This is a genomic window from Aeromonas sp. 600724 (assembly GCF_049175135.1).
In the GTDB taxonomy this organism is placed as follows: Bacteria; Pseudomonadota; Gammaproteobacteria; order Enterobacterales; family Aeromonadaceae; genus Aeromonas; species Aeromonas veronii_A.
This window is the reverse complement of record NZ_JAAKUM010000016.1, coordinates 122,512-146,159: the sequence shown is the minus strand read 5'-3', so window position 1 is coordinate 146,159 and position 23,648 is coordinate 122,512. Positions and strand designations below refer to the sequence as shown.

Genomic DNA, 23,648 nt, shown 5'->3' with positions numbered 1-23,648 from the left:
ATGAATCCGTCACTGATCAGAAAGCTGGAAGGCCTCATCGAGCGCCACGAAGAAGTACAGGCCATGCTCGGCGAGCCAGACGTGGTCTCGGATCAGGATCGCTACCGCGCCCTGACCCGCGAATATGCCCAGCTGGAAGATATCGTTCACGCCTTCCAGCGTTACCGTCAGGCTCAGGATGATCTTGAGACCACCCAGATGATGCTGGAGGAGGACGATGCCGACCTGCGCGAGATGGCGCAGGAGGAGCTGCCGCTCGCCAAGGCCAATCTGGAGGCGTTGGAGCAGGAGCTGCAACTGATGTTGCTGCCCAAGGATCCCAAGGATGACAACAACTGCTATCTGGAGATCCGCGCCGGTGCCGGTGGCGACGAAGCGGCCATCTTTGCCGGTGACCTGTTCCGCATGTATTCACGGTTTGCCGAGCGTCAGGGCTGGCGCGTCTCCATCGTCAGCTGCAACGATGGTGAATATGGTGGCTACAAGGAGGTGATCGCCAAGATCGACGGCGAGCGCGTCTATGGCCGTCTCAAGTTTGAATCCGGTGGTCACCGGGTACAACGGGTGCCGGAGACCGAATCTCAGGGCCGCGTGCACACCTCCGCCTGTACCGTCGCCGTGCTGCCGGAAGTGCCGGAAGCCGAGCAGATCGAGATCAACCCTTCTGATCTGAAGATCGACACCTTCCGCGCCTCCGGTGCCGGTGGTCAGCACGTCAACAAGACCGACTCGGCCATCCGCATCACCCACCTGCCGACCGGTCTGGTGGTGGAGTGTCAGGACGAGCGCTCCCAGCACAAGAACCGCGCCAAGGCGATGTCGGTGCTCTCCGCCCGCCTGCAAGCGGCCGAGGATGAGCGCCACCGCGCCGCCGAGCAGAGCACCCGCCGCAATCTGGTGGGCTCCGGCGATCGCTCCGAGCGCATTCGTACCTACAACTACCCGCAGGGCCGCCTCTCCGAGCACCGCATCAACCTGACCCTCTATCGCCTCTCCGAAATTTTGGAAGGGGATCTGGACTGCGTCATCACACCGCTGGTGCAGGAGTATCAGGCCGATCAGCTCGCCTCGCTGGCCGAGAACAACTAATGCAAATGGTGATCCGGCAAGCTCGCATTAAGTGTTCTGCCCATAAGGTGGAGTGGCACTGATGCAGATCCAGCAGGCCCGCGCCCATATCATGACTGTGTTGGCTGAGGGGGAGTCCCCCCGCGCCGACGCCGATGTACTGCTCTGCCATCTGCTCGGGTGTCGTCGCAGCTATCTGATGACCTGGCCCGAGCGTGAGCTGGATGCCGCCCAGCAGGCCACCCTGCAGGGGTGGCTGGCTCGTCGTCTCAACGGCGAACCCATCGCCCATCTGGTGGGCGAGCGGGAGTTCTGGTCGCTGCCGCTGAAAGTGAGCCCGGCGACCCTGATCCCGCGCCCCGATACCGAGGTGCTGGTCGAGCAGGCGCTGACCAGAATCCCGCAAGGTCCTTGCGCCGTGCTGGATCTGGGCACCGGCACCGGCGCCATCGCGCTGGCGCTCAAGTCCGAGCGGCCCGAGGTCGATGTGTGGGCGGTGGATCGGATGGCGGATGCCGCGGCGCTGGCCCGCGAGAACAGCGCCGCGCTGGGGTTACCCATCGAGGTGCGCGATGGCAGCTGGTTCGAACCCCTTGGCGAGCCGGATCGCGACAATACGCCACGTTTTGCGGTGATTGTCTCCAATCCCCCCTATATTGATGGCGCCGATCCCCATCTCGAGCAGGGTGACGTGCGCTTTGAACCCCGCTCGGCGCTGGTTGCCGATGACGCCGGGCTGGCCGATATCCGCCACATCGTGGCCCATGCCCCCGCTTATCTGCTGACCGATGGCTGGTTGCTGCTGGAGCATGGTTGGGATCAGGGGGAGGCGGTGCGTCAGTTGCTGCGTGATGGCGGCTACCGCGAGGTAGCCACGGTGCGTGATTACGGGGATAACGACAGGGTGACGCTGGGCCTCTGCCCGCTGCGCTGACGGTTCCTCACTGTTACTCGGCGGGTTGCCTGTGCGCCCCCATGCAAGGATTGAATATGATTTTTGTGCTCAAACACCTGCACCTCACCCTGATTGCCGGGGCCGTGCTGATGTTTATGCTCCGCTTCTACTGGGTACAGACCGCCACTGGCCGAGCCTATAGCGCGCCGGTGATGAAGGTCAGCGGCTGGCTCAACGGTCTGGTGGTGCTTTCCGGCGTATTGCTCTGCATGGTGCTGGATCTCAACCCGCTCAATAACGGAACGCCCTGGCTCAGCGAGAAGCTGATGGCCATTCTGGTGCTGGTATTTCTGGCGGCGATGGCGCTGCGGCTGGCCAAAAGCAATCTGGTGCGCTGGTGCTCCTTTCTGGGGGCGCTCGGCTGGCTCTACTTTATTGCCAAGTTGGCAGTGCTCAAACAGACGAGTGTGTTCGGCTAAGGCATGAAGAGAATGTTACACATAGACGAATGGACCGATTTCGAAGCCCACGACATCACCGAGCTGGCGTTGTCAGTCAGTGACGAAATTTATGGCTCGGTCGAGGAGGGGATGCGCGAGTTGAACCTGCTGGACGAGTGGCTGGATGAGCAGATCGAAGAGGGCACCTGCGACGAGGTGCGCCAGCAGTTGCTGCAGGGCTTCTACCACAGCCTCGGTTTTCATGGCGACTGGCAGGATTATTTCTCTGCCAACAACTGCGATCTCAATCAGGTGCTGGTTCAGCGCAAGGGGATCCCGGTCAGCCTCGGCATTCTCATTATCCAGCTGGGGCGCAAGCTCGGGCTCGATGTGGAGGGGATCTGCTTCCCCGGTCACTTCCTGGTGAGCTTTGCCGGTGGCGAGGGGGAGGTCTATGTCGACCCCTTTACCGGCGACGAGCTGAGCCTGGCCCGCATCGAGCTGCTGCTGCGCGGTGCGCTGGGGGACTTGGCGACCCTCACTCCCGACTACCTGCAGCCCTCCGGCCAGTGGGAGATCATCGAACGGCTGCTCAACGTCAGCAAGGGGGCCCTGCTGCGGGAAGACCGCATGCCCGAGGCGCTGCGTTGCAGCGAGCTGTTGCTGCGGATGAAGCCCGGCGATCCGCTGGAGACGCGGGATCGCGGCTTTATCTACGAGCAGCTCGACTGCCCGCGTCAGGCCGCCGACGATTTTGAATATTTTATTGAACAATGCCCGGACGATCCGGTCGCCGATGTGCTGAAAGTACAGCTGGCCGCGCTGGATCTGAGCCCCAAGCCCCTCCATTAAGGGCGGCTTGAAACTGAAACAGAAGAATATCAAGGCCGCAGCGCTCGGCTGCAACGGAGTAACTTGGCTTCAGGCCCCTTCATTAAGGAAGTCTTAGATGGAACAGAAGAATATCAAGATCAACCAGATCGACGTTGCCAACGACAAACCGTTCGTGCTGTTTGGCGGCATGAACGTGCTGGAATCCCGCGACATGGCGATGGCGGTGTGCGAGAAGTACGTGGAAGTGACCAGCAAGCTGGGCATCCCGTTTGTCTTCAAGGCGAGCTGGGACAAGGCCAACCGCTCCTCCATCCACTCCTACCGGGGTCCGGGTCTGGAAGAGGGTATGAAGATTTTCCAGGAGCTGAAAGCGACCTTCGGCATGCCGGTCATCTCCGATCTGCACGAACCCCATCAGGCCAAGCCGGTCGCCGAGGTGGTGGACGTTATCCAGCTGCCCGCTTTCCTGGCGCGCCAGACTGATCTGGTGGAAGCCATGGCCCGCACCGGCAACGTTATCAACATCAAGAAGCCGCAGTTCCTCAGCCCAAGCCAGATGAAGAACATCACCGACAAGTTCGAGGAGTGCGGCAACGATCAGCTGATCCTGTGTGAGCGCGGTGCCAACTTCGGCTACGACAACCTGGTGGTGGACATGCTGGGTCTGGGCGTGATGAAGAAGAGCACCGGTGGCTATCCGGTGATCTTTGACGTGACCCACTCCCTGCAGTGCCGTGATCCGCTGGGTGCCGCCTCCGGTGGCCGTCGCGAACAGGTGACCGAGTTGGCACGCGCCGGTATGGCAGTCGGTCTGGCCGGTCTCTTTATCGAGTCCCACCCGGATCCGAAAATTGCCCGCTGCGATGGCCCGAGTGCCCTGCCGCTGGAGAAGCTGGAAGGCTTCCTCAAACAGATGAAGGCCATCGATGACCTGATCAAGGGTTTTGAGCCCCTGGATACCTCTGCTTGATGGGACAAGCACTTATCACAAGGCCTCGCAATGCGAGGCCTTGTTTTTTGCGCTTGCCCAGTGAAAGCACGTATAAAAAAACGGCCGACAGGCCGTTTTTTGTGCTGATACAGCAAGTATCAGCGGTTCACTGCAGGACGCTGATTACAGGCTCTGGGTGAAAGTACGGGTAACCACGTCACGCTGCTGTTCCGGGGTCAGGGCGTTGAAACGCACTGCGTAGCCAGATACGCGGATGGTCAGCTGCGGGTACTTCTCCGGATTCTCGATAGCATCTTCCAGGGTTTCGCGACGCAGCACGTTGACGTTCAGGTGCTGACCACCTTCAACAGCCGGTTCGGCCTGAACAGGCAGTTCGCGGTATTCGAACTGACCCAGATCAGAGAGTGCGACTTCCTGATCGGCAGCAAAGGCATCGCCTTTGACACAGATGCAGCGAGCCTGTTGCTTCTCTTCGTCCAGCAGCCAGAAAGAGTTCAGCAGGGCGGTGTTGGCAGCCTGGGTGATTTGAATGCCTTTGATCATGGTATGACTCCTCAATGGGAACGCGAATCCAACTGTAAGGAAATTACCCTGATGTATTTAAGCTACCGTTAATTGTGGTGGCTTAAAGGGCCCTTGCCTTACACCTTTGCTTTGATGAGGTCATATATACCATGTTGGTAATATTACTAAAATTGATCTAGATCAATAAAAATCAATAAAGCGCCATTTGAATGGGATTAAATTCTTGAGTTGAATCAAAAATAGGTCATTTTTCTGATTTTGTAAGATATCAAAATTATGCATCTTTTATCTTTTTAATCTAGTAATTTAACTACATCTTTTTCGGCTTTTCTGTGGTGGATTGAGGAGTTGGCTACACTCAGCAGAAAGCAAGGAGAGTGTCGGGTGAATATCAGGTGGCGAATGTGGGGATGGTTGGCCCTGTTCTGTTGCTGGGCAATCACAGCTGTGGTCCGGGCCGAAACAGTACGCATAGCGGTGGGCGAATGGCCGCCTTATATCAGTGAGTCGCTGCCCAATCAGGGGTTTCTCTGTCAGGTGGTACGTGAGGCCTTTGCCGAGCAGGGGGTCGATGTCAGCTTTCATTTCTACCCCTGGTCTGAGGCATACAGCCTGACTCTTGAAGGGCGTTATATGATTACCATGCCCTGGTTTCGCTCTCGCGAGCGCGAGCAGCACTTCTATCTCTCTGCATCGCTGGGCAAATTTACGACCCGTCTGCTTGCACTTAATGGTTCGCCATTGGTCAGTTTGGGTGAGCTGAAAAACGAGCCTGTCGGGGTTACCCGTGGCTATTTTTATGGTGAAGGGTTTGCAGCAAGGCAATCCGAGCTGTCTCTTGAGTGGTCCGACTCCGATGAGGAGAGCATGGAGAAACTGCTCACCGGACGCATTCGTTATCTGGTCATGGATGAACAGGTGGCACAGGTTCTGTTTCAGCAGGTTCTCTCTCGTCATCCCCAAGCGGCAGCATTGAGTGGTGCCCCCGATCCCATCTGGTCCCAGCCGGGCTATCTGCTGATGCGCAAGGCCGATCCCGATGCCCGCCGCTTGATGTTGCTGTTTAACGCCGGTCTGCACAAACTGGAGCGCTCCGGCCGGCTCGCCAGGCTCTGGAAAGTGTGAGTCACGGTTGCGTCTTGCGGGCTGCCCCCCTATCCTGACTCCTTCGCCGTATCAAGTGAGGAGGCCGGGGTGCTGACCTGGAGTGATGTGATTGGCTCTGAAAAAGAGCAGGACTATTTCAAGTGTACGCTGGCGACCGTCAGGGCAGAGCGGGAAGCGGGCAAGGTGATCTACCCCCCCGCGGCCGATGTGTTCAATGCTTTCAAACTGACCGAACTGGATCAGGTCAAGGTGGTGATCCTGGGACAGGATCCCTACCATGGCCCGAATCAGGCACATGGTCTCTGCTTCTCCGTCCTGCCCGGGGTGCGTACCCCCCCCTCACTGGTCAACATCTATAAGGAGATGCAGCGGGATCTGCCTGGTTTCGTCACACCCAATCACGGTTTTCTGGAGTCCTGGGCCAGACAGGGGGTTCTGCTGCTCAACACAGTGCTGACAGTGCAGGCCGGTCAGGCACACTCTCATGCCCATCTGGGGTGGGAAACCTTCACCGATCGGGTCATTGAGCAGATCAATGCCAGTTGTCAGGGGGTGGTATTTCTGTTGTGGGGCTCCCATGCCCAGAAGAAAGGGCGTTTTATCGACCGGCAACGCCACCACGTGTTGACGGCACCCCATCCCAGCCCCCTTTCTGCCCACCGTGGTTTTATCGGTTGCGGCCACTTTTCCGAGACCAACCGCCTGCTGGAATTGCAGGGTAAAAGCCCGATCGAATGGCAATCTGTCTGCCAACCACTTGATTGAGTGCAAAGTTTGGGCGACAAATGACCGTATACTCAGGAAAGTAACATTTTATTTCAGCGCCAAGGAGTGCCCATGTTATCGAGTCTGCACAAGGATCACCTCAATATCGCCCGACTGCTGGATCTGCTGAAGCAGAAGCTGGCCGCCATTCGTGCCGAGCAACCCATCAGCTATTTTCTGGTGCGCGATGTCATCGATTATCTGCGGGAGGTCTCTGACAAGTATCACCACCCCAAGGAAGATCTTGTCTATGACTACTACCTGAAATACCGGGTGGTGGAGGGGGATGTCGCGAACCGCTTGCATGAAGAGCATCTCAAGTTGCTGGAGGCAGGGACCGAGCTCAAGGAGATGGTGGAGATGATCCTGATGGATGCGGTGATCCCGCTCGATCAGTTCACCGCCAAGCTGGAGCGCTTCGTGGAGCTGCAAGAGGCACACATGAACTACGAAGAGGGGGTGATCTTCCCCCATCTGCGTGACTCCCTGACCGAGGATGACTGGCGTCATCTGGAGCAAAACTGGCAGAACCGAGCTATCGGTGATCCTCTGTTTGGTGCCGAGATCAGCCAGCACTTCCAGGCGCTTGCCAAGCGCCTCTCCCTGCCTTTTGCTGCCAGCTGACGCACGCGGCTTTCGGTCATCAGTCATCTGACTGTGCAGGTGTTACCCGGCCAATGTGCCGGGTTACTTATTGTTACTCACGCCACATGATCTTGTTGTGCCATTTGTCGGGCACAGTGAGCTGCCAGCGGGCCAGCTCGCTCTTGCTGAAGACATATTCGCCGCGCAGGGCCGCTCGCGGGGAGATAGTACGGGGCAGGGTGCCCGCCAGTATGGTGTTGATAAGGGACGCTGCCTGCAACCCCTGATCGTGGCCGTCCAGTACCAGCCCGCCGATGGCCATCCCCTTGCCGACGGTAAACTCCCAGAAACAGAAGAGCGGCACCGGCGTGTTGGCGCTGGTCCACTCCAGCACAGTCTGTTCGCTCACATGCTTGCCATTATCATCGACCAGCGTGTGGTAGAGGCCGAGGAAGATTGCCTGATAGCCATTCTTCTTGGCGTTGAGCACCGCCTCCTGCCAGAGGCTGTAGTCGCCCATCAGCTGGCTGTTGACCCGGGTCTGGCCGACTCGCAATTCGGTCTGGGTCTTGAATTCATCCTCGATAGCGGTGAGGGCCACATTGCTGGAATCAAACAGTACCAGCGCCTTGTCGAGCCCCCCCATCATCTGGCTTATTTCGCTGATGTTGCGCTTGAGCAGGGGGCGTTCCAGCACCCCGGTGATCTTGGGGTGGCCGACAAAGCCCTTGAGGCGGGGGTTTTCGTTCATGCCGAGAAAGACCACCGGGGTACCCAGCGAGGCGATCTCGTTGGCCAGATAGTTGATGGCATTGTCATCCCCCAGCACCACCAGATCCGGTTTGCTCTTGAGATAAAAAGCGATAGCCCGTTGAGCGATGTCGTCGAACGCCTCCCGTGGATGGCGTTTGGTGTCCATATAGAAGTGAGAGATCTTGTGCTCCCCCTGCAACCCTTTGCGCAAACCTTCGTTGTAGCTCTGGTCCCAAAGGTATTCGGGATGGTAGCTGCTGATCACCAGAATGTTTGCGGCCCAGAGCGGCAGGGAGAGGGTGGAGAGCAGTAGCAACAGCAGGGAGGTGCGCATGGGAAGGCCCCTGTCGAGTGATAGTGTATGCATGCTCAGTATGGGCAGTGTTTGCCGTTACTGTCATCTCGAAACCGGTATGGCAGGGCGCGATTTTTTTTCGGTTGAGCGGATCGGACGCCAGCCCGCACTCTGCTTGGGATCGGGTTTTATTGAGTCTTTTTTTGGTTGGTCGTGAACTGTCCCGCTCGCTGAAAAACCTGTTCTGGATCAAGAAATGAGGCTGCGCTTTGGTGCCTAATAGACACCACATATAGGGACGCATTCGTTTTTAATCCCTATATGTTGTGTTATTAAGCTGTGTATAAGCTGTTCCCCTCCTATCTTCAGCCCAGGCTTGTCAAGCCTCGGCTGAATTTATTTGCGTCCAGGACGAGATGCCGGGAGGGGGGCCCAACAAGGGTGAGCCAGAGGCAAATGCCTGGCCTTTTAACGGGGAAAATCCATGAAACCGGTTGTGATCAAACGTGACGGATGTCGCGCACCATTCAATGCCCAGCTGATTCGCGATGCGGTCAGCCGAGCGGCGGAAGCGGTCAATCAGGCCAATCCGGCACTCGCCTCCCGCATTGCCAATGCAGTGAGTCAGGAGCTGGAAGGGCGTGGTGAAGTTGATATCCACGAGATCCAGAACCGGGTCGAAAACCACCTGATGGCTTCCGACGACAAGGCCATCGCCCGTGCCTATATCGAATATCGCCACGACAGGGATCAGGCTCGCGAGGCGCGCGGCCGTCTGGCGCAGGAGATCCGTGGTCTGGTCGAGCAGACCAACGCCGCCCTGCTCAACGAAAACGCCAACAAAGACTCCAAGGTGATCCCGACCCAGCGCGACCTGCTGGCCGGTATTGTCGCCAAGCACTATGCCACCAGCCACATGCTGCCCCGTGATGTGGTTCAGGCCCACGAGAGCGGTGATCTGCACTTCCACGATCTCGATTACTCACCTTTCTTCCCGATGTTCAACTGCATGTTGATCGATCTGAAAGGGATGCTGACCCACGGCTTCAAGATGGGCAATGCGGAGATCGATACCCCGAAATCCATCAGCACCGCCACGGCCGTGACCGCCCAGATCATCGCCCAGGTGGCGAGCCACATCTATGGTGGCACCACCATCAACCGCATCGATGAAGTGCTGGCCCCCTATGTGACCATCAGCTGGCAGAAGCACCGTGAAGTGGCCGAAGAGTGGGGCATTGCCGATGTGGAAGCCTATGCCATGGCCCGCACCGAGAAAGAGTGCTACGACGCCTTCCAGTCGCTGGAGTACGAGGTCAACACCCTGCACACCGCCAACGGTCAGACCCCGTTCGTCACCTTCGGCTTTGGTCTGGGGGACAGCTGGGAGTCGCGGATGATCCAGCGCGCCATCCTCAGGAACCGCATCGCTGGCCTTGGCAAGAACAAGAAGACCGCCGTGTTCCCGAAACTGGTGTTCGCCATCAAGGATGGCCTCAACCACAAGCAGGGCGATCCCAACTACGACATCAAGCAGCTGGCGCTGGAGTGTGCCTCCAAGCGGATGTATCCGGACATCCTCAACTACGACCAGGTGGTCAAGGTGACCGGCTCCTTCAAGACTCCCATGGGTTGCCGATCCTTCCTCGGCGCCTACGAGGAGAATGGCGAGCTGATCCACGAAGGTCGCAACAACCTGGGGGTGGTGAGCCTCAACCTGCCGCGCATTGCGCTGAAATCCCGTGACGAAGCGGACTTCTGGGATCGTCTCGATGCCTCCCTGCGGGTCGCCAAGAAGGCGCTGATGTACCGCATCACCCGTCTGGACGGGGTGAAAGCACGGGTTGCACCGATCCTCTATATGGAAGGGGCTTGCGGCGTGCGCCTCAAGGCGGACGACAACGTCAGCGAGATCTTCAAGAACGGTCGTGCCTCCATTTCCCTCGGTTATATCGGGGTTCACGAGACCATCAACGCCCTGTTTGGTGACAAGGTGCACCTGTTTGACAGCGCCGAGCTGCAACAGAAGGCCATCGCTATCATCGCCCGTCTCAGGGCGGCCATCGATGAGTGGAAAGAGGAGACTGGCTACGGCTTCAGCCTCTACTCCACCCCGAGCGAGAACCTCTGCACCCGTTTCTGCCGCATCGATGCCAAGGAGTTTGGCGTGGTATCCGGCGTGACCGACAAGGGTTACTACACCAACAGCTTCCACCTTGATGTGGAGAAGCAGGTCAACCCGTACGACAAGCTGGACTTCGAGGCGCCCTATCCGCCCATCGCCAGCGGTGGCTTCATCTGCTACGGCGAGTACCCCAACATCCAGCACAATCTGGAAGCGCTGGAGAACGTCTGGGACTACAGCTATGACAAGGTGCCCTACTACGGTACCAACACTCCCATCGACGAGTGCTACGACTGCGGCTTCACCGGTGAGTTCGAATGTACCTCCAAGGGCTTTACTTGCCCGCGCTGCGGCAACCACGACCCGGCCAAGGTGTCGGTGACCCGCCGTGTCTGCGGCTACCTCGGCAGCCCGGATGCGCGCCCCTTCAATGCGGGCAAGCAGGAAGAGGTGAAGCGCCGCGTCAAACATATGTAAGCGCACAGGCGATGAAGAGCTGGCCCCTGACTCAAGGGGCCATTTTCATTGGAGGGCGGCAACCATGCCGCCTTCCCGTGAACGAGGCAGGAAAAAAGCGATGCACTACCACCAATACTACCCGGTCGATGTGATTAATGGCCCCGGCACCCGTGCCACCCTGTTTGTCTCAGGTTGTGAGCACCAGTGCCCGGGTTGCTACAACCAGAGCACCTGGCGGCTCGATGGCGGCAAGCCGTTCGATGAGGCGATGAGCGATCGCGTCATTGCGGATCTCAACGACAGCCGCATCAAACGGCGAGGTCTGTCGCTCTCTGGCGGCGATCCGCTCCACCCGGCCAACGTGCCCCACGTGCTGGCGCTGGTGAAACGGGTGCGCGCCGAGTGTCCGGGCAAGGATATCTGGTGCTGGACCGGTTATCTGCTCGGCGAACTGTCAGAGGCCCAGCGCGAGCTGGTGGCCTTGCTGGATGTGCTGGTGGATGGCAAGTATGAAAAGGAGTTGGCAGACCCCGGCCTGCTCTGGCGTGGCAGCAGCAATCAGCAGATCCACGACCTCAACGCCTGGCGTGATGCGGGTGAGCTAGTTCGCTGTCTGGTTTGCAGTTGAAGCCCGGGATGTTTATGGTTAGCCCATTCCAATCCTGACGACATTCATGAAGAGGAGAGCCGAGATGAACAATCTGCTCAAGATCCTGCTGGCCATTTTCCTGCCCCCGGTGTGCGCGTTTATCCAAGTGGGCTTTAGCCTGCACTTTTTAATCAACATAGTGCTGACCCTGATGGGCGGTCTGCCGGGCATGGTCCATGCGCTCTGGCTGGTGGTGAGCGACAAGCGCGGCTGATGCCAGCGGATGGTTAGTGAGCTTATTGACGATAAAAGGGCCAACCTCTCGGGGGGGGCCCTTTTGTTCATGTTCATACGAATACTTTTTCGTTAGGATGGGTGATTGACCAAAAGGGCGCGTGTTGAGCGGCCTGCAGTCCGGCAATAAGTACCGGCAGAGAACAAGGAGCGTTACATGAAGTGGAAAGTCGCAGTATGGTCAGGTCTGGCAGTGACACTGTTGCTGGGGTGCTCATCCCGTCAGGAGGTAGCGCACGAGCGCGCTCCGATCGCTATCTCTCTCGAGCAGTTGTCCAGCTACTGGGTTCAGGAGAAGCAGTGGTCATGGCTTGGTAATGACGAGCCAGCCCTGCCAGCCAAACCGGTCAAGGGGTATGTGGAAGTTCGCTATCAAATCGACGCCAGCGGCACGCCGGTCAAGCCGGAAGTGGTAGCGGCCGAGCCCCCCGGCGAGCTGGAGCAGAGTGCGCTGGCGACCCTCTCGCGGATCCGCTACAGCCCTGCAGAGGGCAACCCGGATGCCATTCCGGTCGAGGTGACCAACCGCTTCGAGATCGAGATCAACTGATCCCCCATCACTCTGATGCCAGAGAAAGAGAGACCCCGGCCAGGCCGGGGTCACGTTTATTGCTGTTTGCAGTCGTTGTAGGCGGTCTGCCACTCGCCATCCTGATCCCGAAGCTCGACAAAGCCCTCATCCCCCTTGTTCCACCAGACGGCCTCATGTTCGTCCGTATAGCGGGCGCCGGAGGCCGAAATGGCCTGGGGCAGGGTGTAATCCTTGCCGTTCGGCAGTGATAGCTTGATAAAGTTGAGGCTCTCGTCTGAGAGGGAGAAGTAGCGCACCTGCACCTTCTTGCCCTGCTCGCACTGGTAACTGACCGGTTCGCCACCAGTGACTGAGAGGGTATTGCCCTGATTGCAGCCAGCGAGCAGGCCGAGGGCCAGCGCACCAGCGGCCATCATATGTGCTTTATTCATGATTACAGCTCCATTGGTGTCATACGGGCGTGAGCCTAACAGGTTGCCGTTATTGTGCAATCAGCGGGGCCATTCGGTGCGTCGCTGGCTGTCCGGCATACCGCGCGAGTATGAGGGGGATGCCGCTATCAGCAAGGTAGTGTCAATCAGTGCAGGCCAAGTCTGGTTTCAAACTGGCGGATCAGCGTCTCATAGGTGCCGTTGTTCTTGATCTTCTGCAATCCCTGCTCGAACTGCTTGGCCAGCGCTTCCCCTTGCGGTGTGTTGCGGGAGAAAGCGAGCCAGAAGCCATCGGTGGAGATCTTGCCAACCTTGACCACCTTGCCGGTCAGCTGCTTCTGCTGGATCTTGAGGTAGCCCGGCATACCGTTCATCAGGATGTAGTCGACCCGGCCACGTACCAGCATCTCGAGGATCTGGGCATCGGATTTGGCCTGAAAGCGGGTGATCCTGGGGTTCTCCATAAAATCGGTGGGGTAGGTGTAACCCAGGGTGATGCCCACCCGCTTGCCCTCCAGCGAGGTAAGCTTGAGATCCCGTTGCGGGTCGCTGGCAAGAGCGAAGATGGCAAGATCCTCCTCGAACATGGGGGTATCGTGCCAATGGTACTGGTAGCGGTTATCTTCGGTGATGGTAGCGTTGAAGCACCCCGCAAGTTTGCCGCTTTTTGCATCGTGCATGCAGCGGGCGAAGGGGAGGGTGCGAAAGACAATCTCGATCCCTTCGGCGGCGAACACCGCCTTGACCAACTCAGGCGCCAGTCCGCGGGGCTGGCCATCCTCATTGTCCTTGCCGCGCTCGCAGTAGGGAGCCCAGTCATCTTCGGCGCCAATGACAAGCGGGGTGGCCCCGAGCGGGCTGGTGGCCAGCAGCACCAGACACACCAGCCATTTTTTAAACAATGAAACCATAGGTGCACCTCATCGACAGCAGCCTTACAAGCATAGCCATACTTCTGTGCTGACTTGTGGTGACGGGAGGATGACAAGGGTGCAAAAAAAACGCCCCGGCAGGCGACGGGGCGAAAGAGAGCTCATCCATGGGCTGACAACAGTGTTTACAACAGGAGATCAATAACCGAAGCGGGTCGCCTCGAAGCGGTTGAGCAACCGGTGGACGAGGTAGCAGGCCAGCAGGGTGACCACGATGGCAAACAGGATGCTGCTCACCCGGTAGAGGGCGCTGAACACCAGATCGTTGCCCGGGGTGAGGTACTGGCCAAACAGGATGCCGAGGGTGGTGAGGGCGCCAAAGCCGACCCCGGAGCCGCCTGCCTCCTTGACGTGGGCATGGCTGAACAGCATGGCGCCGAGCCACAGCAGTGGAGCGACCAGCAGCAGTTGCCCTGACCAGTCATAGAGCAGCAGTTGGCCGAGCAGGCCGAAGGTGACCCCCAGCAAGGTACCCATCGCCCGTTTACGGGCATAACTCAGCGCACCGTTCCAGTGCATGGGGAACAGCACCAGCAGGGTTGTGGCCTGGGCAGACATGGAGTCGCGCAGGTCAAACACCTGAAATACCAGAAACGACAGGGTGGCCACAGTGGCACCCAGCAGGGCTTCATGGCGCATCCGGTGCGGTGCCTTGGGGGCCGAGGCGGGCTTGGGTCTGGCCTCCACATCCGGGATCAGCATGGTCATCAGGTAGGCGATCAGCACCGACAGCAGGCTCGCCCAGATATTGTTGAGGATCAGGTCGTTGAGGTCGGTCTGCGGATAGCTGGCAAAGTGCAGCATGATGCTGAGGCTCAGCACCCCGTTGGCCCCGAACAGAAACAGGCTGCCCCGCGACATGGCGGCGAAACGGTAGAGAAACAGCAGAAAGGCGATGGGAGTCATCAGTGCCGGATGGCTGCCAAACAGCCCCCCCAGCAGCCCGACCTCCACCCCACAGACCATCGCCGCCGCGATCAGCTGGCGTGCGGCATGGCCATTCATTACAGGCACCATCCCCAGCAGCAGCACCGGCGTGACCGTATAGAAGACCCCGTAATTCCAGCCAAACAGTTTGCAGAGCAGAAAGCCCGTGGTGCAGCCAAAAGCGATGCGCAGGCACTGGCGCAGCTCGTTGCCAGTGAGGGGCCGATACCAGAGGTGAGTGGCAGCACCACCGACGAGGTGGGCTGGGGCAGTATTGGCCGACGGGTGAGTGGCGTGGTTAGTAGACATAATGGAGCAGGCTGAGCAGGTGGATCTGGCCCCGTGCCAGCATGGCGGTCAGGGCATTGTCCGGCAGCAGTTGCACCGTGGCCCGCGCCCCGGCTGGCAGATGGTCGGGGAGCTGGTCCAGCTCGAGGTGCAGCCGCATCCGCTGGGCATCCCGCACCCAGCGATCCGACTCCACCGGTGCGGCCAGTCGACCATTGGCATCAAACTGACCGGCACTCACCCCGGCATCCAGACTGCTCACCCGGGCAGGATAGAGCTGACCCGGCTCGCCATCGAAGGCGACCAGTGCGCGGGTTTGCGCGCCGACATGGCGCAGGCTTTTCTCCCGAAAATCGGCAATGACGTCCACCTGTTCCGACACCAGCGCCAGCAGCGGGCTGCCCGCGCTGGCGATACTGCCCGGCTTGAGCTGCAGGTTGGTGATGGTGCCATCCTGATCCGCGTGGACCTGGCTGTAAGAGAGGGCCAGCTGCGCTTGCGCCAGCTGGTTGCGGGCCTGGCGCAGCAACAGATTGTCCTCACCGGTCACGCCACGACTGGCCTTGATCTGGGCCAGTTTGGCCTGACTGGCGCGCAGGTTGGCCTGGGCGCTGCGCAGGGCGCTGTCAGCCTCATCTTTTTGTTGCAGCGAAACCATGTGACGTTGGTAGAGCGCATCGATCCGCTCAGCCTCGCGCCACTTCTGGCTGGCTAGGGTCTCCTTGGCGTTGATCTCGGCAACGGCGGCGGTCAGAGCGGCATCCAGTTCACTGTTCTGCTGCTCTGCCTGCGCCAGCGCAAGGCGGGCCTGCTCCACTGCCAGTTCAAAAGGGGCCGGATCCAGCCTGAACAGCAGATCCCCTTTCTTGACCTGCTGGTTGTTGTGAACGGCGACCTCGATCACCTTGCCGCTCACCTGGGGGGCCAGCTTGGTGACCACCCGGGTCGCCATCGCCTGAGGGGTGAGGGGCATCAGCAGGTCGGCTATCAGAAAATAGGCAAACAAGGTGGCAAAGCCCGCCATGGACCATTTGATCCAGCGGGTAAATTGTTGATCCGGAGTCATCTTATTCTCTCTCTGTGTCGGTCTCGGGAGGGCTTGTATCGCCTCCGGCTTGTCGGTCGTGGTGTTGTTCAATTTTGCTGAGGGCGTTGGCCGAGATCCGCTGCACCGTGGCTTCAAACAGCTGCAGGGTCTGCTCGTCGATGCCCCCCAGCAGCTCCCGGCGGATATTCATGATGCGGTCGGCGATCTGATCGAGCAGGGTCTGGCCAGCCGGGGTCACGCAGACGATGCGGGCCCGCTTGTCCTGACTGCAGCAGTGGCGCTCAATCAGACCCTGCTCTTCCAGCTGGCCCAGGGTGCGCATCAGGGATGGCAGTTCTATTTCGAGGGCTTCGGCCAGGGTCTTCTGGCTGACATGGTTCCCCATGCGGGAGAGCTTCCACAGCGCGGTCCAGCGGGGATGGGTGAGGCCAAGGGGAGCCAGCTCCAGGTCGGCGGCAGTACGCCATAGCCGGTGCATCCGCGCTATCTGCTCGGCGAGTGACAGCTCGCGCAACCTTTCCAGATCCGTCATCTTCTCATCCTCAATGTACTTAGCCTGCTAACTATCATACTTGTTTAGCAGGCTAAGTAAATAGTGTGATGTGAATCATGTTTCTGGTCGGATCTTTCGTTGGTGAGGGCGAGCAGCATTCGAGCCCCTGATATTATTTTCGGGGCTGATCCACTCGAGGCTCTCTTGCCGATTCGGATATTGTGCCGTGAATGGAGGATATCCGGCGATTATTTTCATGAAATTTTCAGCTTCAGTGAGCAGCTCTTTTTTTATCCGCTAATATTGATGGGGTTATAAAACAAGGGGGAAACGGGTTGTGGATGGATATGACAGTGGATGTGTGTATCTGGCAATTGAAACGCTGTTGAGTGATGGAGAATATGGTGCAGAGTCACACCATGGCGTGAATCGGGAAGGCGCTATCAGAAGTACCGATATCAGTCATGATTTTGACCCCGCCAATATTCCATTGCTGTTGGCAGAATAGACCTGACCGTGTGTGATCCTTGTGAGTTCAAGCCAGTGCTCTGGTATTCGCTGGCTTGACTCATCACTATTTCAATCTCCCCTTTTTGCATCTTTCTCCTCACCATTTTTCATCGTGCGTGCTTCCTTCCTGCACGCCGACTCAAACCCTGGTGTGGCATGCCGTGGCACTCGCGTTATGGCGATGACATTACCCGCTGATAATCACTCACAGGAGCTGTGGCGATAAATGGTCGCAGAGCTTGTCATCTGGCTCTGTTATTTCCCCGAAGGGGGGAGATCATCGCATCGTTATTACTGCTGATCACCCAAATATCCGCCATTGGGCTCGCTCGTTTTATCACCCTATTTCCTGACTTGGTCGGGTATCGGATGTCTGGTGTTCTATTGTGCTGCGCACGTTGGCGGCACCATGATGTTTAAGTTTTTAATGTTTTTATATGGCTTTGCAATCTGGCTAACCGACAGGGGCGAGGGGGATCAATAAAGTAGCGGCCACAATCACACGCAGAGTACATAACAATGAAAAACCTCTCTACCCTACAAACCACACAAGAAAAGGCCGCCTTTATGGGCGGCCAACAAATTGCCGGTATGCCTCTCTTTATATTTCTGGGGCTGGCGACCTGTGTTCTCTTTTCCGGCTGGAATGGCTCGCTGCCGCTGGGCATGGTCGGTGCGTTGGCGCTGATGTTCGTGCTGGGCACCCTGCTGACCGAGCTGGGTGAGCGGATCATGCCGATCCGCGAATACCTGGGGGGCGGCACCATCCTCGCCATCTTCGGCGGTGCCGCCCTGTTTGAATATCAGTTGCTGCCGGTGCAGGCGGGGCAGGTCATCACCAACTTCATGAAGGAGGGGGGCTTTCTCAACTTCTTTATCGCCAGTCTGGTGACCGGTTCGGTGTTCGGCATGAGCGGCGCGCTGCTGAAAAATGCCGCCATGCGCTACCTGCCGGTTATTCTTGGTGGCGTCGCACTGGCACTGCTGAGTGTGGGGCTGGTCGGCTCCCTGATGGGATATGGCTTCAAGAATGCCGTGCTGCTGATCGGCCTGCCCATCATGGGCGGTGGCATGGGCGCCGGTGCGGTGCCGTTGGTGGAGATCCTCTCCGGCCCGATGCAGATGTCCAGTGCGGATCTCTTGTCGCGCATGGTACCGGCGGTGGTGATCGCCAATACCCTGGCCATTCTGGTGGGCTCCCTGCTGGCGCGGCTCGGTCGCCGTTACCCCTCCCTGACCGGCAACGGCAAGCTGATGGTCAAAGAGAATAGCCAGAGCATTGCTGACGAGCAGGCCGAAGCGCCGACCCTGCAGAGTCTGGGTATGGGCCTTTTCATCAGCTCCAGCATGTTTGTGCTGGGTTCCCTGCTTGGCAACTTTATCCCCATGCACCCCTTCGCCCTGATGATTTTGGCGGTCGCCTTTATCAAGGTGAGCGGCGTGCTGCCGCGTCGTTATGAGCAGGCGGCGGCCGACTGGTACCAGTTTGTGGTGAGCAACCTCACCCCCTCGCTGCTGGTGGGGATCGGCGTCGCCTATACCAGTATTCCCGAGCTGATCAGTGCCTTCTCCGTCAGCTACTTCGTGCTGGTCATGGTCACCGTAATCGGTGGCGCCCTCGGCGCGGCGCTGGTGGGCCGGATGATCGGTTTCTATCCCATCGAGGCGGCCATCACCGGCGGACTTTGTATGGCCAACATGGGTGGCACCGGCGACGTAGCCGTGCTCTCGGCGGCCCAGCGCATGAAGCTGATGCCCTTTGCCCAGATCTCCTCCCGTCTCGGCGGCGCCGTGATGCTGATCTTGGCCACCGCCCTTATCTCCCTGCTCGCCTGATACCGGATTGAGGAACAAACAAAATGAACGACATCATGATGGGCACCAGCCTGCCCTATGCCGAGCGCAAGCGTCAGGGCGTGCGGGGTCGCATGCCGCATAAGGAGGAGTCCCTCTCCCAGCAGCGGCGCCGGATCTACCGATTGGTCAGTGCCATGCAGAGTCCGTTTGACCAGCATCTTCTGCTGCGCCAGCTGCAGGAGGACAACCCGGTGCTGTTCTACGATCTGGTGCGCCACCACCTGCCGGAGCTGCTGCCGATCATCTACACCCCGGTGGTGGGGGAGGCGTGTCAGCGCCACAGCGATCTCTATCTGCGCAGTCACGGGCTCTATCTCTCCTGGCATGACAGGGACGATCTCGACGACATCCTCGAGTCGGTGGAGCAGGAGGTGGATGTGATCGTCATCTCCGATGGCGAGCGGGTGCTGGGGCTCGGCGATCTCGGTATCGGCGGCATGGGGATCTGTATCGGCAAGCTGGCGCTTTACTCCGCTGCTGGCGGCATCAATCCGGCCCGCACCCTGCCGCTCTGCGTCGATGTGGGTACCAACAACCCCGAGCTGCTGGAGGATGACTCCTACCTCGGCTGGCAATCCCCGCGCATCGACGGCGAGAGCTACTACCACTTCATGGACAAGGTGGTGGCCGCCATTCGCAAGCGTTGGCCACAGGTGGTGCTGCAGTTTGAGGATTTTGCCGGCAAGCACGCCGCCAACCTGCTGGCCCGCTATCGGGACGAGCTCTGCATGTTCAACGACGACATTCAGGGCACGGCGGCAGTGGCTTCTGCCTGCGTGCTGGCCGGTTTGCAACAGTCGGGTATCGCCCTCAGTGATGCCCCTGTGCTGATCGTCGGTGCCGGTTCTGCCGGTTGTGGCATTGCCGCCATGCTGGCCCAGCTGGCGGGTGGCAATGAGGGGGTCTGGCTGTTTGATCAGGACGGGGTGGTCTGCAGCGATCGCTCCACGCTGACTCGTGCCCAGCAGCCGTTTGCTTGCGCCGTGAACGAGGGCAACAGTTCGCTGCTGGAGACCATCCGCCAGGTGCGACCGGCGGTCTTGATTGGCGTCAGTGGTCAGGGGGGCCTCTTTACCCGCGAGGTGTTGCAGGCGATGGGGGAGGTGTGCGATCAGCCGGTGATCCTGCCGCTCTCCAACCCGACCCGCAGCGCCGAGGCTACCCCTGAGCAGGTGTGGGCCGCCACAGATGGCCGCGCCTTGTTGGCCACCGGTAGCCCCTTTGCGCCGGTGACGGTGGCGGGGGAGCGGCGGGTAGTCTCCCAGTGCAACAACGTCTATGTCTTCCCGGGGATTGGTCTCGGGGCCTGCGCCGTCAAGGCGCGCCGCATCAGCGATGGCATGTTGCTGGCCGCGGTGCGGGCAGTTGGCGCCTATCCACTGGTGGCGGGTCGGCTGTTGCCCCCCATCGAGCAGGTGGGAGAGGTGGCCCGCGCCGTCGCCAGAGCGGTGGCACTCTGTGCCCGCGAGGAGGGGTTGGCCGATTTTGTCGGCGATCCGGCACCTTTGATTGACCAGACCTGGTGGCATCCGCACTATTGGGCAGCGTCCTGACGTTTTAAGGTATGTGCATGAAACTTCGCCACCAGTTGGTCACCCTCTCTCTTGGGCTCTCCCTGCTGCTGATCCTCATTCTGGGCAGCCTGCTGGCCCTCTTTATCCGTCATCTGCTGGAGAGCAATCTGCAGGATAAAGGGAGCGATCTGGCACGGGTGATGGCGGCGGACACCCGGGTGGTCGAGGCTCTGCGTCAGGGGAGTGATCCTACCCTGCGCGACTACGTGGAGGCGGTCTGCAACCGCACCGACGCCACCTATATGGTGGTGACCGATGAGCATGGTCGCCGCCTCAGCCACCCCAACCCCGAGCTGGTGGGGCAGAAGTTTCGCGGCGAGGATATCTGGCCCGCGCTGCAGGAGCGGCGCAGCTACTGCTCCAAGGATCGGGGCACCATGGGACCGGCGATCCGCTGCTTTTCCCCGGTGGTGGGCGGGGATGGGCGCGTCATGGGGGCCGTGGTGGTGGGCTACCTGATGCAGCAGGTGGAGGGAATCTATATGGAGCGGGTGGCCCTGCTCATCAGCGCCATCGTTGCAGTGCTGGGGTGTGGTCTGCTGCTGGCACTCTGGGTGCAATACCTGCTACGCAAGACCCTGCTCGATCTGGAGCCGGAGGCGATCGTGCGCCGTTTCACCCTGCAGGATCTGGTGCTGGAGCACATTACCGAAGGGGTGATTGCCCTCGATGGCCGCGGCAACATCAACATGATCAACAGCACCGCCAGCTATCAGCTGCGGCTGCCGGTTACCGGGCGCCATGCCCTGCAGGGGCAGTCGCTGGCGGAGCTGGTGCCGCCCCTTGCCCCCTGTCTGGAGCAGGAGGGTGGGGAAGTGAGCTTCACCATTCAGGGGGAGTCCTTTGTCGGTCGCTGGCAGGCGGTGCAGGGCAAGGCGCCGGGGCGGCTGCTGATCTTCAGCCGTCCGGAGGTAGCTGCCAGTCTGGGGGTGCAGGTGACCCACTTGCGCCAGTATGCCGAGATGCTGCGGATGCAGAGCCACGAGTTCGCCAACAAGCTGAGCAGCCTCTCCGGCCTGTTGCAGCTGGGCCATGTGGATCAGGCGGTGGAGCTGATCCAGCAGGAGAACGAAGCGTGCCAGACCATGCTGCAGGAGCTGCTGCGGCTGATCGACAACAAGCCGGTGGCGGGGCTTATTCTCGGCAAGTTCAGCCGGGCCCGCGAGCTGGGGGTGACCCTGGAGCTCGATCCCGATTCGGCGCTGGCGGAGTATCCGGCCTCGGTCTCGGCCGATCTCATTACCCTCATTGGCAACCTGCTGGACAACGGCCTGCAGGCGGCCTGGCGCAACCGCCAGCAGCGGCCGCCCCGGGTGCTGCTGTCCCTGTGCGATGTGGGGCGGCGACTGGTGATCGAGGTGGAGGATAGCGGTGAGGGGGTCGACGAGGAGCTGGCCGATCACCTGTTCGATTACGGGGTGAGTCGCCAGAGCGGCGATCACGGGGTGGGTCTGTTCCTGGTCAAGGAGACCGTGGGTCGGCACGAGGGTGTGATAGAATGGCGGCGAACCGCCGAGCAGACCACCCTGTTTGGTATCTACTTGAATAAAAACCAATTAATGTGAGCCATGGACCCAATAATCACGCTTGTTATTGAAGATGACGATCGGATCGGTGCCATCTTGTCAGAACTGGTGGCGGCGACACCCGGTTTCTCCCTGCTGGGGCGGGCCGGCACCCTGGCCCAAGCCGATGCCATGATGGCCGGTGTGGTGCCCCAGCTGCTGCTGGTGGATGTCTCCCTGCCCGATGGTTCCGGCCTTGAGTGGGTGAGCCGCCTGCGCAGCCACAACCGCGAAGCCTATGTCATCATGGTGACCGCCTCGCGGGATGTGGAGACCATCCAGCAGGCCCTCAATCTGGGGGTTCATGACTACGTCATCAAACCATTGCGGCTGTTTCGCATCCAGCAGAGTCTGGACGAGATCCTGCAACTGCACAGCCGCCTCTGCGAGCGGGGTCGGCTGGAGCAGGAAGATCTCGATAAGTTGCTGGGCAAGGGGGGGCGCTCCCAGATCAAGGAGATGCGCGTCACCCCCAAGGGGATCGACAGCATCACCCTGCGTCAGGTGCTGGATCTGCTGGCGGGCGAGCCGGAGAACGTCTTCTCCACCGACACGGTGGCGCTGCGACTCTCCCTCAGCCGCACCACGGCGCGCCGCTATCTGGAATATCTGGAGTCGGAAGATCGGGTGGATGTAGATCTCAACTACGGTCAGCGGGGGCGACCGGAGCGGCGCTACCGCTGGCGCCGGGCCGGTTGAGATGCGCACTGGTGCACATTGCAGAAACAACAAGGGAGCCATGGGCTCCCTTGTTGTTTCCGGACGATGTTGGTTCTCAGGCGGCTTCCCGTTCGGCTACCGGCGCACGCCCCTTCAGCTGGGAGGCCATCACCCCGCCCAGGATCAGCCCGCCACCCAGCAGGTGATAGCCGTGGATTGGCTCGCCCAGGCCGACGACGGCGATCAGCGCCGTACAGAGCGGCATCAGGTTCATAAAGACCGAGGTGCGCTCTGCCCCCATGCAGGCGAGGCCGCGCATCCAGCAGTAAGCCGCCAGCAGGGAGGAGGCGAGCCCGGCGAAGAGCACCAGTCCCCACCCTTCGGCCGGTACCGCCATCGAGTCGGCGCTGAGGGCGAGTGGCACCAGCAACAGTACCGCCAGCAGGATCTGCATGTAGAGGTTTAGCCAGGGGCCAAACGGCAGGTGCCAGCGGCGGATCAAGAGGCCGTAAAGGGCGTAGCTGGCGGACCCCAGCAGCATCATGCCATCCCCCGGGTTGATGCCGTTATGGAGCAGGGCAAGCGGTTCGCCCTTGCCAAGCAGCCAGAGCACCCCGAACAGGGAGAGACTCATGCCGAGCAGTGCCTGTTTGCCGGGACGCTGGCCGAAGAAGAGCGCCCCTTGCAGCAGGGTGAGCAGTGGAATGAGGGAGCCGATCACCCCCATATTGGTGGCCGAAGTGCTGTGAGCAGCGTAGTAAGCGAGGCACTGGTAGAGCACCATACCGAGCGCCGCCAGCACCAGCAGCTTGCCGAGCCAGGGGCGAACCTCGCTACGGCGGCGCCACAGCTGCGGCAGGCAGAAGGGGGTCAGCGCCAGAGCGGCGATCACCCAGCGATAGAAGGAGATAGCCGCGGGGTCGAGCACACTGGCGGCCGCCTTGGACACCACGGTATTGGTAGCCCAGATCAGCACCGCCATCAGCGGAAAGAGAAGAGGGGAAAAGATTCGCATCAGAGGCTCCTTATTAACAGGGGGCCAAGTCTACCCTTGTCTTTATATTATCAAGTAGCGTAAAACAGACAGATGACCCAGCAGAAAAGACAACTCTTTCTGATGCACCTTATTCCGGCCCACACGGGCT

General features: G+C 59.8%; 25 protein-coding genes. 17 read left to right on the top strand and 8 right to left on the bottom strand.

Annotated elements, in window-relative coordinates; translation table 11 throughout:
- From prfA to kdsA, 5 genes are all read left to right on the top strand, one after another.
- Positions 1-1,089: a peptide chain release factor 1 gene (gene prfA / locus G5168_RS15900; protein ID WP_005353897.1), complete on the top strand. Its 1,089-nt coding sequence runs from the start codon at positions 1-3 to the stop codon at positions 1,087-1,089.
- A gap of 61 nt (positions 1,090-1,150) precedes the next feature.
- Complete coding sequence (gene prmC / locus G5168_RS15895) at positions 1,151-2,002, top strand: peptide chain release factor N(5)-glutamine methyltransferase (protein WP_108542064.1); 852 nt, start codon at positions 1,151-1,153, stop codon at positions 2,000-2,002.
- 56 nt (positions 2,003-2,058) lie between these two features.
- On the top strand, positions 2,059-2,442 hold the full coding sequence (locus tag G5168_RS15890) for a SirB2 family protein (protein WP_421252444.1): 384 nt from the start codon (positions 2,059-2,061) through the stop codon (positions 2,440-2,442).
- 12 nt (positions 2,443-2,454) lie between these two features.
- Positions 2,455-3,255, top strand: a complete 801-nt coding sequence (locus tag G5168_RS15885) for a SirB1 family protein (protein ID WP_005334938.1) — start codon at positions 2,455-2,457, stop codon at positions 3,253-3,255.
- 97 nt (positions 3,256-3,352) lie between these two features.
- Positions 3,353-4,207: a 3-deoxy-8-phosphooctulonate synthase gene (gene kdsA, locus G5168_RS15880; protein ID WP_005334937.1), complete on the top strand. Its 855-nt coding sequence runs from the start codon at positions 3,353-3,355 to the stop codon at positions 4,205-4,207.
- 144 nt (positions 4,208-4,351) lie between these two features.
- Here kdsA and grcA read toward each other — a convergent pair whose 3' ends face one another.
- On the bottom strand, positions 4,352-4,732 hold the full coding sequence (gene grcA, locus G5168_RS15875) for an autonomous glycyl radical cofactor GrcA (RefSeq protein ID WP_005343856.1): 381 nt from the start codon (positions 4,730-4,732) through the stop codon (positions 4,352-4,354).
- A gap of 384 nt (positions 4,733-5,116) precedes the next feature.
- Here grcA and G5168_RS15870 point away from each other — a divergent pair, with 384 nt between their 5' ends.
- The 3 genes from G5168_RS15870 (at position 5,117) to G5168_RS15860 (ending at position 7,210) form a co-directional block, all read left to right on the top strand.
- Positions 5,117-5,839: a substrate-binding periplasmic protein gene (locus G5168_RS15870; RefSeq protein WP_421206196.1), complete on the top strand. Its 723-nt coding sequence runs from the start codon at positions 5,117-5,119 to the stop codon at positions 5,837-5,839.
- 69 nt (positions 5,840-5,908) lie between these two features.
- Positions 5,909-6,586 carry a uracil-DNA glycosylase gene (gene ung / locus G5168_RS15865; RefSeq protein WP_266134094.1) on the top strand — a complete coding sequence of 226 codons (678 nt, stop codon included), beginning with the start codon at positions 5,909-5,911 and terminating at the stop codon, positions 6,584-6,586.
- A 72-nt stretch (positions 6,587-6,658) separates the two neighbouring features.
- Positions 6,659-7,210: a hemerythrin domain-containing protein gene (locus G5168_RS15860; RefSeq protein ID WP_216951846.1), complete on the top strand. Its 552-nt coding sequence runs from the start codon at positions 6,659-6,661 to the stop codon at positions 7,208-7,210.
- A 73-nt stretch (positions 7,211-7,283) separates the two neighbouring features.
- Here G5168_RS15860 and G5168_RS15855 read toward each other — a convergent pair whose 3' ends face one another.
- A complete protein-coding gene (locus G5168_RS15855) occupies positions 7,284-8,258 on the bottom strand; it encodes an ABC transporter substrate-binding protein (RefSeq protein ID WP_266134093.1) in 975 nt (324 codons plus the stop codon).
- Positions 8,259-8,703: 445 nt separating this feature from the next.
- On the opposite strand from G5168_RS15855, the gene nrdD reads away from it, so the two are divergent.
- The 4 genes from nrdD (at position 8,704) to G5168_RS15835 (ending at position 12,236) form a co-directional block, all read left to right on the top strand.
- Positions 8,704-10,821: an anaerobic ribonucleoside-triphosphate reductase gene (gene nrdD, locus G5168_RS15850; RefSeq protein WP_374995061.1), complete on the top strand. Its 2,118-nt coding sequence runs from the start codon at positions 8,704-8,706 to the stop codon at positions 10,819-10,821.
- Positions 10,822-10,921: 100 nt separating this feature from the next.
- On the top strand, positions 10,922-11,431 hold the full coding sequence (gene nrdG, locus G5168_RS15845) for an anaerobic ribonucleoside-triphosphate reductase-activating protein (protein ID WP_421252443.1): 510 nt from the start codon (positions 10,922-10,924) through the stop codon (positions 11,429-11,431).
- A 64-nt stretch (positions 11,432-11,495) separates the two neighbouring features.
- Positions 11,496-11,666: a YqaE/Pmp3 family membrane protein gene (locus G5168_RS15840; protein ID WP_005338440.1), complete on the top strand. Its 171-nt coding sequence runs from the start codon at positions 11,496-11,498 to the stop codon at positions 11,664-11,666.
- Between the two features lie 177 nt (positions 11,667-11,843).
- A complete protein-coding gene (locus G5168_RS15835; RefSeq protein WP_108542479.1) occupies positions 11,844-12,236 on the top strand; it encodes a TonB family protein in 393 nt (130 codons plus the stop codon).
- 56 nt (positions 12,237-12,292) lie between these two features.
- On the opposite strand, the gene G5168_RS15830 is transcribed toward G5168_RS15835, so the two are convergent.
- From G5168_RS15830 to G5168_RS15810, 5 genes are all read right to left on the bottom strand, one after another.
- Positions 12,293-12,649, bottom strand: coding sequence for an MliC family protein (locus tag G5168_RS15830; protein ID WP_201972991.1), 357 nt, complete (start codon positions 12,647-12,649; stop codon positions 12,293-12,295).
- A gap of 146 nt (positions 12,650-12,795) precedes the next feature.
- Positions 12,796-13,560, bottom strand: coding sequence for a substrate-binding periplasmic protein (locus G5168_RS15825; RefSeq protein ID WP_421206198.1), 765 nt, complete (start codon positions 13,558-13,560; stop codon positions 12,796-12,798).
- Between the two features lie 159 nt (positions 13,561-13,719).
- Complete coding sequence (locus G5168_RS15820; protein WP_216951842.1) at positions 13,720-14,817, bottom strand: DUF2955 domain-containing protein; 1,098 nt, start codon at positions 14,815-14,817, stop codon at positions 13,720-13,722.
- Positions 14,807-15,862 carry an HlyD family secretion protein gene (locus G5168_RS15815; protein WP_421206199.1) on the bottom strand — a complete coding sequence of 352 codons (1,056 nt, stop codon included), beginning with the start codon at positions 15,860-15,862 and terminating at the stop codon, positions 14,807-14,809. The genes G5168_RS15820 and G5168_RS15815 overlap by 11 nt, the downstream gene beginning before the upstream one ends.
- A 1-nt stretch (position 15,863) precedes the next feature.
- Entirely contained in the window at positions 15,864-16,376 is a 513-nt protein-coding gene (locus G5168_RS15810) for a MarR family transcriptional regulator (RefSeq protein ID WP_005349886.1), read from the bottom strand.
- A gap of 298 nt (positions 16,377-16,674) precedes the next feature.
- On the opposite strand from G5168_RS15810, the gene G5168_RS15805 reads away from it, so the two are divergent.
- The 5 genes from G5168_RS15805 to G5168_RS15785 all read left to right on the top strand — a co-directional run bounded on the left by G5168_RS15805 (position 16,675) and on the right by G5168_RS15785 (position 22,542).
- Entirely contained in the window at positions 16,675-16,845 is a 171-nt protein-coding gene (locus G5168_RS15805) for a hypothetical protein (protein ID WP_088869905.1), read from the top strand.
- A 521-nt stretch (positions 16,846-17,366) separates the two neighbouring features.
- The gene (locus G5168_RS15800; RefSeq protein ID WP_421252442.1) at positions 17,367-18,683 is read left to right on the top strand and encodes a 2-hydroxycarboxylate transporter family protein; all 1,317 of its coding nucleotides are present in this window, start codon (positions 17,367-17,369) and stop codon (positions 18,681-18,683) included.
- A gap of 23 nt (positions 18,684-18,706) precedes the next feature.
- On the top strand, positions 18,707-20,257 hold the full coding sequence (locus tag G5168_RS15795; protein ID WP_421252441.1) for an NAD-dependent malic enzyme: 1,551 nt from the start codon (positions 18,707-18,709) through the stop codon (positions 20,255-20,257).
- 17 nt (positions 20,258-20,274) lie between these two features.
- On the top strand, positions 20,275-21,843 hold the full coding sequence (locus G5168_RS15790; RefSeq protein WP_021229142.1) for an ATP-binding protein: 1,569 nt from the start codon (positions 20,275-20,277) through the stop codon (positions 21,841-21,843).
- Positions 21,844-21,846: 3 nt separating this feature from the next.
- Complete coding sequence (locus G5168_RS15785) at positions 21,847-22,542, top strand: response regulator (protein ID WP_005338420.1); 696 nt, start codon at positions 21,847-21,849, stop codon at positions 22,540-22,542.
- Positions 22,543-22,618: 76 nt separating this feature from the next.
- Here the strand turns inward: G5168_RS15785 and G5168_RS15780 are convergent, their stop codons facing one another.
- Positions 22,619-23,518 (bottom strand): DMT family transporter, encoded by a 900-nt coding sequence (locus G5168_RS15780; protein ID WP_040066692.1) that lies wholly within the window; start codon positions 23,516-23,518, stop codon positions 22,619-22,621.
- Positions 23,519-23,648: the final 130 nt, after the last annotated feature.

Coding starts and splice junctions, on each gene's coding strand:
- prfA (WP_005353897.1), top strand. CDS start 1: ATGAATCCGTCACTGATCAGAAAGCTGGAAGGCCTCATCGAGCGCCAC.
- prmC (WP_108542064.1), top strand. CDS start 1,151: ATGCAGATCCAGCAGGCCCGCGCCCATATCATGACTGTGTTGGCTGAG.
- G5168_RS15890 (WP_421252444.1), top strand. CDS start 2,059: ATGATTTTTGTGCTCAAACACCTGCACCTCACCCTGATTGCCGGGGCC.
- G5168_RS15885 (WP_005334938.1), top strand. CDS start 2,455: ATGTTACACATAGACGAATGGACCGATTTCGAAGCCCACGACATCACC.
- kdsA (WP_005334937.1), top strand. CDS start 3,353: ATGGAACAGAAGAATATCAAGATCAACCAGATCGACGTTGCCAACGAC.
- grcA (WP_005343856.1), bottom strand. CDS start 4,732: ATGATCAAAGGCATTCAAATCACCCAGGCTGCCAACACCGCCCTGCTG.
- G5168_RS15870 (WP_421206196.1), top strand. CDS start 5,117: ATGTGGGGATGGTTGGCCCTGTTCTGTTGCTGGGCAATCACAGCTGTG.
- G5168_RS15860 (WP_216951846.1), top strand. CDS start 6,659: ATGTTATCGAGTCTGCACAAGGATCACCTCAATATCGCCCGACTGCTG.
- G5168_RS15855 (WP_266134093.1), bottom strand. CDS start 8,258: ATGCGCACCTCCCTGCTGTTGCTACTGCTCTCCACCCTCTCCCTGCCG.
- nrdD (WP_374995061.1), top strand. CDS start 8,704: ATGAAACCGGTTGTGATCAAACGTGACGGATGTCGCGCACCATTCAAT.
- nrdG (WP_421252443.1), top strand. CDS start 10,922: ATGCACTACCACCAATACTACCCGGTCGATGTGATTAATGGCCCCGGC.
- G5168_RS15840 (WP_005338440.1), top strand. CDS start 11,496: ATGAACAATCTGCTCAAGATCCTGCTGGCCATTTTCCTGCCCCCGGTG.
- G5168_RS15835 (WP_108542479.1), top strand. CDS start 11,844: ATGAAGTGGAAAGTCGCAGTATGGTCAGGTCTGGCAGTGACACTGTTG.
- G5168_RS15830 (WP_201972991.1), bottom strand. CDS start 12,649: ATGAATAAAGCACATATGATGGCCGCTGGTGCGCTGGCCCTCGGCCTG.
- G5168_RS15825 (WP_421206198.1), bottom strand. CDS start 13,560: ATGGTTTCATTGTTTAAAAAATGGCTGGTGTGTCTGGTGCTGCTGGCC.
- G5168_RS15820 (WP_216951842.1), bottom strand. CDS start 14,817: ATGTCTACTAACCACGCCACTCACCCGTCGGCCAATACTGCCCCAGCC.
- G5168_RS15815 (WP_421206199.1), bottom strand. CDS start 15,862: ATGACTCCGGATCAACAATTTACCCGCTGGATCAAATGGTCCATGGCG.
- G5168_RS15810 (WP_005349886.1), bottom strand. CDS start 16,376: ATGACGGATCTGGAAAGGTTGCGCGAGCTGTCACTCGCCGAGCAGATA.
- G5168_RS15800 (WP_421252442.1), top strand. CDS start 17,367: ATGAAAAACCTCTCTACCCTACAAACCACACAAGAAAAGGCCGCCTTT.
- G5168_RS15795 (WP_421252441.1), top strand. CDS start 18,707: ATGAACGACATCATGATGGGCACCAGCCTGCCCTATGCCGAGCGCAAG.
- G5168_RS15790 (WP_021229142.1), top strand. CDS start 20,275: ATGAAACTTCGCCACCAGTTGGTCACCCTCTCTCTTGGGCTCTCCCTG.
- G5168_RS15785 (WP_005338420.1), top strand. CDS start 21,847: ATGGACCCAATAATCACGCTTGTTATTGAAGATGACGATCGGATCGGT.
- G5168_RS15780 (WP_040066692.1), bottom strand. CDS start 23,518: ATGCGAATCTTTTCCCCTCTTCTCTTTCCGCTGATGGCGGTGCTGATC.